This is a genomic window from Ilyomonas limi, from assembly GCF_005233845.1.
Taxonomy (GTDB): domain Bacteria; phylum Bacteroidota; class Bacteroidia; order Chitinophagales; family Chitinophagaceae; genus Ilyomonas; species Ilyomonas limi.
Window position 1 is genome coordinate 127,275 of the sequence record NZ_SZQL01000016.1, and the last position, 7,059, is coordinate 134,333.

Genomic DNA, 7,059 nt, shown 5'->3' on the forward strand with positions numbered 1-7,059 from the left:
GCTCTCCTAGCGCTTCACCTCTTCCCTATTCGCTGTTGCAACCACAAAGTAGCTAAAATCAACCATGGAAGAATAATTCCCCGGCTTGGTTCTGTCCACATCACTCAAATCTATCTGCAAGTCATATTGTCCATCATAAGGAATTTTATAACTGTAATAGTATGTATCTCCTCGTTTAGCGAGCGTACCTAATTCCTGAAAACCTTTTTGTTTACTGGTAAGCAATATGGTGCTCAAATCTTTTTTAGTAGTAAAAGAAAAAACAACTTGCTTACCAACTGCGGAATGTATGACTGCCTGCATGGGCGCGTAGCTGCTAATATCGTTTTCTTTGGCGCCTAAACCAATATTAGCATAAGAAATAAAATCATCCCAGCTTACTGTATCTTTTAATAATTGCCATTGCCCCTTTTTAGGATAATGGTCTAAAATAAATACTTCCGGTTCAGTAAAAAAATACCAGCCATTCGATTTTCGGGTGAACGTATGCGTGCCTTCCAGCGTATAGCCGCTGCCCCAGGTTACATCGGTTAAGTTCCATTTGCCATTGAGCCACACAGCCGCCCAGGAGTGATTGGAAGTAAATTTATCATTGGGCAACACTTGTGTTCCGGTTTTCCCATAGCCATCAACTTCCTTTGCCGTAATGCCCAGCCTTTCGCAAAGCATTACAAACACATTTACATAACCTGCACAAACTGTAGTCTTGTATTTTAAAACAGAATCTATATTAGAAGCATAGTGCTGCGGACCGTTGCCTTCTTCGTTGTAAGTGATGTTTTTTGCTACCCACAAATAAGCAGCTTTTACGCGCGATAAAGAATCGGGGTATTGAGTAATAATTTTCTGGGCTAAAACGTCTAAATCTTTCGAGCTGCTGACTTCTATTTTTTGGGCCTGAATAAATTGCTCTGTCTCCTGTAAATCATAGGACTGAGCAGGGGCAGAAAAGGACAGGAATAACGTGATAATCAGTATAAAAAAACCGTAGTTTTTCATCTTGTACATCTATATAAAAATAAAGCATTTACACACCATTTTGCGTAAATGCTTTACTAATATTTGTATAATTAAAGCCTACCTAATATCCTTCTGCCGTTGCAGCCAATTTATGCTCTTCTATCAGCTTCATAAAATCGTCAAATAAGTAGCGGCTGTCAAACGGACCCGGCGTACTTTCGGGGTGGTATTGTACGCTAAAAGCCGGCTTGCTTTTCATACGGATACCTTCAATACTATCATCATTCAGGTTTACATGCGTTACTTCAATATCCGGATGGCTGCGCACTGCATCGGGGTCAACACCAAAGCCATGATTTTGGGTAGTAATCTCACATTGACCACTAATAATATTCTTTACCGGATGATTCAAACCTCTGTGTCCGTGGTGCATTTTGAAAGTAGGAATATCGTTGGCTAAAGCCAGTAATTGTTGGCCAAGGCAAATACCAAATACCGGTTTTTCTTCATCCAGTATTTTCTTCAGGTTTTCTACTGCGTAGGGCATAGCAGCCGGGTCGCCGGGTCCATTGGAAATAAAGTAACCATCAGGGTTAAATTCTCTCAGTCTTTCTGCTGGTGTATCTGCAGGGAAAACCTTCAAATAAGCGCCCCGCTCTGCAAGACAAGCTAAAATATTTTTCTTAACTCCATAGTCCATTACGGCAACTTTATAAGGTGCATCCGGGCTGCCTACTTCATATTCTTTATCGGTACTTACAATACTTGCCAGTTCCAGCCCCGACATATCGGGCACTTCTGCCAACATACGTTTTAACTCCTCTACGTCAAGTATTTCCGAAGAAATAATACAGTTCATGGCACCTTTGGTGCGCACGTGCGCTACGAGTGCTCTGGTATCAATGCCTTCTATTGCCACTATATTATTTTTCAGCAGATACTCTTCTACAGAGCCTTCGGCCTGGTAGCGCGAAAAACGATCTTCGAGGTTGCGGCAAATGAGTCCTTTTATCTTTACCGTATCACTTTGTATGTCTTCCTTCTTCACACCATAGTTACCAACGTGTACGCTATTCATAATCAATACCTGTCCATAATAGCTCGGGTCGGTGAATACTTCCTGATAGCCAGTCATACCGGTATTAAAACAAATTTCTCCTGTAGTTGTGCCTATTTTACCAAATGCCTGGCCATGTAATACATAACCATCTGCTAAAACTAAAACTGCAGGTTTTCTTACGTTAGTCATCTTTATTATTTACGTGTTTTATTTTTTGCAAAAAAAAACTATCTCTTGAAAATATTATTCTAAAGTTCTGCACACCTCCCCTGCCCTTATCCGGTAAGAGGGATTGAGGGCGATTATTTTTCGTTTGTACCTCCTGAAGGTAAAAGCGGCTGCACTGACATTCATAAAAAAGCTGCTGTTTTTACTCTTTAATCCATCATCTCATTCATCCCAATAATCTTATAAAATCCCAGTCACAAAAAAGGCAAAACCGAAAAACGATTTTGCCTTATTATTATTAAGAATTTTGCATTTTATTCAGGTGCTTTTTCTTCTGTTACAGGAGCTACATCTGTGGCAGGTTCTCCACCACCTTCGTTCGTTACCACTGGCTGATCGGTAGTTGGCTGTTGTTGTTGATCTGCAACAGCAGCTTTTTTACCACCACGACCGCGACGTGTACGTTTTGCAGGTTCTGCACCTTGTGCGGCAGTTTTTCCGTAAATGTCATTAAAGTCAACCAGTTCAATCATTGCTTTTTCGGCATTATCACCTACACGAATCCCCAATTTAATGATGCGTGTGTAACCACCGGGGCGGGCAGCTATTTTGGGACCCACTACAGTAAATAATTCTTTTACTGCCAGTTTATCCTGCAAATAACTAAACACGATTCTGTGCTGGTGGCTGATGACAGCGGGATTATCGGCTTTCTTTGTTTTTGTAATCAGCGGCTCAATGTAAGTACGCAACGTCTTTGCTTTGGCTAAAGTAGTTACAATACGTTTGTGCATAATAAGCTGGCTGGCCAGATTGGCCAGCAGCGCATCTCTGTGTGCCTTTTTACGGCCTAGATTGTTGATTTTGTCTCCGTGACGCATGGCTGTGTGTTTTAAAAATTCCTTCGCACCGTGCCGGGAATTGCGAAGGGAAAGCAGCCCCCAACCCCTAAAGGGGAGCTATGAGGCAACTTACATTTTTGAAATTAATTTTTAATAATTGCAGCATCCAAACTCCCCTTAAGAGGCTGGGGGCTGCTTCTATTTTTACTTGTCTAAATCGTCTAAACCTAATTTGTGCAAATCCATACCAAACTGCAAACCTCTTTCGTGCAATACCTGGTCAATTTCGCTCAACGATTTCTGACCAAAGTTGCGGAATTTCATCAGGTCTTCCTGTTCGTACTGTACCAGTTCGCTCAACGAATTGATTTTTGCGGCTTTTAAGCAGTTGAATGCACGTACAGAAAGATCAAGGTCTTCCAACGGTGTCTTCAATACCTTGCGCAGTTGTAATACTTGTTCATCTACCACATCTTCTTTCTTATCCTCTTTACTGTCGAAAGTGATGTTTTCGTCAGTAATAATCATCAGGTGTTGGATAAGAATGCGGGAAGCCTGCTTTACTGCATCTTCCGGGTTGATCGTACCATCAGTAGAAACTTCGAGCAACAGTTTTTCGTAGTCTGTACGCTGTTCTACGCGGTAGTTTTCAACGCCGTATTTTACATTCTTAATGGGCGTGTGAATAGAGTCAATGGGTATATAACCAAATACGGAATCTTTCACTTTGTTTTCTTCAGCCGGAACATAACCACGACCTTTTGCAATCGTCAGTTCAATATCCAGTTTGGCGGTGTTATCCAAAGTGCAGATCACCAGTTCAGGGTTCATTACATCAAAGCTTTGTGTAGCTTCGGCAATGTTGCCTGCGGTGAATTCGGTCCTGTTTTTAATGCTTAAAATCACCTTTTCGCTTGCTACATCCTGATCGGTACTCTTCTTAAAACGTACTTGCTTTAAGTTCAGGATCATTTCTGTAACATCTTCGGTTACGCCCTTGATGGTAGCAAATTCGTGGTCAACGCCTTCTATTTTGATACCAACAATTGCATAGCCTTCCAGCGAAGAAAGCAACACTCTACGCAAAGCATTGCCAATGGTTAAGCCATAACCGGGCTCCAGCGGGCGAAATTCAAACTGACCTTCAAAATCAGTTACTTTCTGCAATACTATTTTATCAGGCTTCTGAAAGTTTAATATAGCCATATTAAAACCTATATTTTGTGCCCTAAATCCCTAAAGGGACTTTAAAGCGTTTATTGTTTACGAACTACTTATACATTTTCCCCTAAAAATAACCAGGCTGTTTCCATGCTCCCCTTTAGGGGCGGGGGCATCATTACTTGCTGTACAATTCCACAATCAATTGTTCCTTAATGTTTTCCGGAACACTTTCTCTCTCAGGATAAGTAATGAATGTGCCTCTCTTTTCAGTATCGTTCCAATCCAACCAGGTGAATTTTGGATTACGTCCGCGAATCTGGCTAGTCAAAGAAGAATTGCCTTGTGCTTTTTCCTTTAAAGCTACGATGTCACCGGGCTTTAAAGTATAAGAAGGGATATTTACCACTTCGCCATTTACAGTAACGTGCTTGTGGCTTACTAACTGGCGTGCAGCAGGGCGCGAAGGCGCAATACCCATACGGAAAACGGTGTTATCCAAGCGTGCTTCCAGCAATTTGATCAGGTTTTCGCCGGTTACACCTTTCCAGCGGTTTGCTTCTTCAAACGTATTGCGGAATTGTTTTTCCAATACACCGTAGGTGTATTTTGCTTTCTGTTTTTCCTTCAACTGAAGTGCGTATTCACCTAATGTTTTACGCTTGCGGGCAGCACCATGCTGACCGGGAGGATTACTGTTTTTTCCTAACCATTTACCATTACCTAAGATCGGTTCGCCAAATATGCGGCTAATCTTGGTTTTAGGTCCATTGTAACGTGCCATTGTGTTTCTAAAATTTTGATTTTTTAATGACGATGTACAATCAATAAAAATCTAAAATGAATTGTACACCCTATGTAAATTATTTAAGATTTATAATATACAATTTAAGATTTACGATGGACGATGTTGCTTCGTAAATCTTAAATTGTATATTAATGTTATACTCTTCTCTGTTTTGGCGGACGACAGCCATTGTGTGGCAATGGCGTGATGTCTTTAATCATGGTTATTTCTATACCAGATTGCGATAAAGCACGGATAGCACCTTCACGACCAGAACCCGGTCCCTTTACATACACATCTACTCTTTTCAGGCCTGCATCTATTGCAACTTTTGCAGCATCCTGTGCAGCCATTTGTGCTGCATACGGCGTGTTCTTTTTAGAGCCTTTAAAACCCATTTTACCAGCCGAAGACCAGCTAATTACTTGTCCTTGTTTGTTGGTAAGAGAGATAATAACATTGTTGAATGTAGCGCTGATGTGGGCATCGCCGTAGGCATCAACTTTTACAATTCTTTTTTTCGCAGCGGCTTTTGCGCTGTTTTGTTGTGCTTTTGCCATAATTATTTACGAGGTAATCTTGCCTTGTACTAAGGCCTGTTTATAAAAAATTCCGCTTATTAAAGCGAAATCCGGCTAAGCCCTGCTCCAGCATTCATGCTGGCATCCGGCGCTTACCCGGTAATACACTACACCACTGCACGGATAATGCAGTGGCGTTAAATTATTTCTTAGGTGCTTTCTTTTTACCTGCAACTGTTTTACGTTTACCTTTTCTGGTGCGACTGTTGGTGCGCGTACGCTGACCGCGAACCGGCAAACCTTTACGGTGACGTAAACCACGGTAACATGCAATATCCAATAAGCGCTTGATGCTCATTTGCACTTCGCTGCGCAACTGGCCTTCCACTTTAAATTCGTTGGTTATGATGTTACGGATATTAGCTTGATCCTCATCACTCCACTGGTTTACTTTTTTATCGTAATCTACTCCTGCTTTATCCAGGATATATTGAGCAGTAGAGCGTCCGATACCATAGATATAGGTAAGACCTATTTCGCCTCTTTTGTTTTTTGGTAAATCTACACCGGCAATACGAGCCATAGTTCAATTTTGAAGCCACTAACCCCCTAAAGGGGAATAGAAGCATGTTTATTTAAATTGATGAAATATAATTTTAGTTTCCTCCAAAACTCCCCTTTAGGGGGCCGGGGGCTTTCTATCCCTGGCGCTGCTTGTAGCGGGGATTCTTTTTGTTAATCACATACAGCTTGCCTTTGCGACGAACAATTTTGCAATCAGCGCTGCGCTTTTTAATAGATGCTCTTACTTTCATATCCTTATGTTTTGTCGCTTTGCAGCGATATATGTGTATTAATAATTATTTATACCTGAATATAATTCTACCTCTTGATAAATCATACGGACTCATTTCCACGCCTACTTTATCGCCGGGCAATATTCTTATATAGTGCATTCGCATTTTACCAGAAATAGTTGCCAGTATTTCGTGCCCGTTCTCTAATTTTACGCGGAACATGGCATTGCTCAACGCTTCTATAATTACACCATCTTGTTTAATCAGCGGTTGTTTAGACATAATTTTTGGGAGCGCAAAGATAATGCTTTACGATGAAAAAAGAAAACTTTAGGAATTCTTTTTCTTTTATATAATCTTATACTTTTTTCTATTGCAACCACCTCAGGCATAAACATATATCCTCCTTTTTGAGTTTAGAGACAGTATGATTTCAAGGGTGTAATAACTGCATAAACTTCATATGTCTTTTGATTTTTTAGACCAAAAGCAACCTGACCAAACAGGCAGGATTTACAGGTATATAGCAATTTTAATTGAAATTATACATACACAGGTGTAAAATGTTTTTATTCCTGGTCAAGTAGATTGTTAGAGTCAGGGTATCATAATCGAAATCTTCATCCCGCAATTATTGCCAAATGAACTACCTCGCAGCAAGCTGACGAGGTATCAAAACAGCCTTAGCTGCTGTTGGTGAATCCTTTTATATTCTTTTTCGGCTCCCTGCGCTTTGACATAGTGCTGAATGGTATTTTCATCT

9 protein-coding genes are annotated in these 7,059 nt (G+C 40.8%); all 9 read right to left on the reverse strand.

From position 1 onward, the window contains the following. Positions 1 to 6 precede the first annotated feature (6 nt). Entirely contained in the window at positions 7 to 999 is a 993-nt protein-coding gene (locus FC093_RS18260; protein ID WP_170971147.1) for a transglutaminase domain-containing protein, read from the reverse strand. An 82-nt stretch (positions 1,000 to 1,081) separates the two neighbouring features. Beyond that, on the reverse strand, positions 1,082 to 2,209 hold the full coding sequence (gene carA, locus FC093_RS18265; protein ID WP_137263248.1) for a glutamine-hydrolyzing carbamoyl-phosphate synthase small subunit: 1,128 nt from the start codon (positions 2,207 to 2,209) through the stop codon (positions 1,082 to 1,084). A gap of 293 nt (positions 2,210 to 2,502) precedes the next feature. Further along, positions 2,503 to 3,069 (reverse strand): 50S ribosomal protein L17, encoded by a 567-nt coding sequence (gene rplQ / locus FC093_RS24680; RefSeq protein WP_137263249.1) that lies wholly within the window; start codon positions 3,067 to 3,069, stop codon positions 2,503 to 2,505. 165 nt (positions 3,070 to 3,234) lie between these two features. After that, on the reverse strand, positions 3,235 to 4,236 hold the full coding sequence (locus FC093_RS18275) for a DNA-directed RNA polymerase subunit alpha (protein ID WP_137263250.1): 1,002 nt from the start codon (positions 4,234 to 4,236) through the stop codon (positions 3,235 to 3,237). 133 nt (positions 4,237 to 4,369) lie between these two features. Then, a complete protein-coding gene (gene rpsD, locus FC093_RS18280; protein WP_137263251.1) occupies positions 4,370 to 4,975 on the reverse strand; it encodes a 30S ribosomal protein S4 in 606 nt (201 codons plus the stop codon). A gap of 158 nt (positions 4,976 to 5,133) precedes the next feature. Next, on the reverse strand, positions 5,134 to 5,538 hold the full coding sequence (gene rpsK, locus FC093_RS18285) for a 30S ribosomal protein S11 (protein ID WP_137263252.1): 405 nt from the start codon (positions 5,536 to 5,538) through the stop codon (positions 5,134 to 5,136). Positions 5,539 to 5,701: 163 nt separating this feature from the next. Next, entirely contained in the window at positions 5,702 to 6,082 is a 381-nt protein-coding gene (gene rpsM, locus FC093_RS18290) for a 30S ribosomal protein S13 (protein WP_137263253.1), read from the reverse strand. Positions 6,083 to 6,197: 115 nt separating this feature from the next. Further along, a complete protein-coding gene (gene ykgO, locus FC093_RS18295; protein WP_046369371.1) occupies positions 6,198 to 6,314 on the reverse strand; it encodes a type B 50S ribosomal protein L36 in 117 nt (38 codons plus the stop codon). A gap of 45 nt (positions 6,315 to 6,359) precedes the next feature. After that, the gene (infA, locus tag FC093_RS18300) at positions 6,360 to 6,578 is read right to left on the reverse strand and encodes a translation initiation factor IF-1 (protein ID WP_137263254.1); all 219 of its coding nucleotides are present in this window, start codon (positions 6,576 to 6,578) and stop codon (positions 6,360 to 6,362) included. Between the last annotated feature and the right edge of the window lie 481 nt (positions 6,579 to 7,059).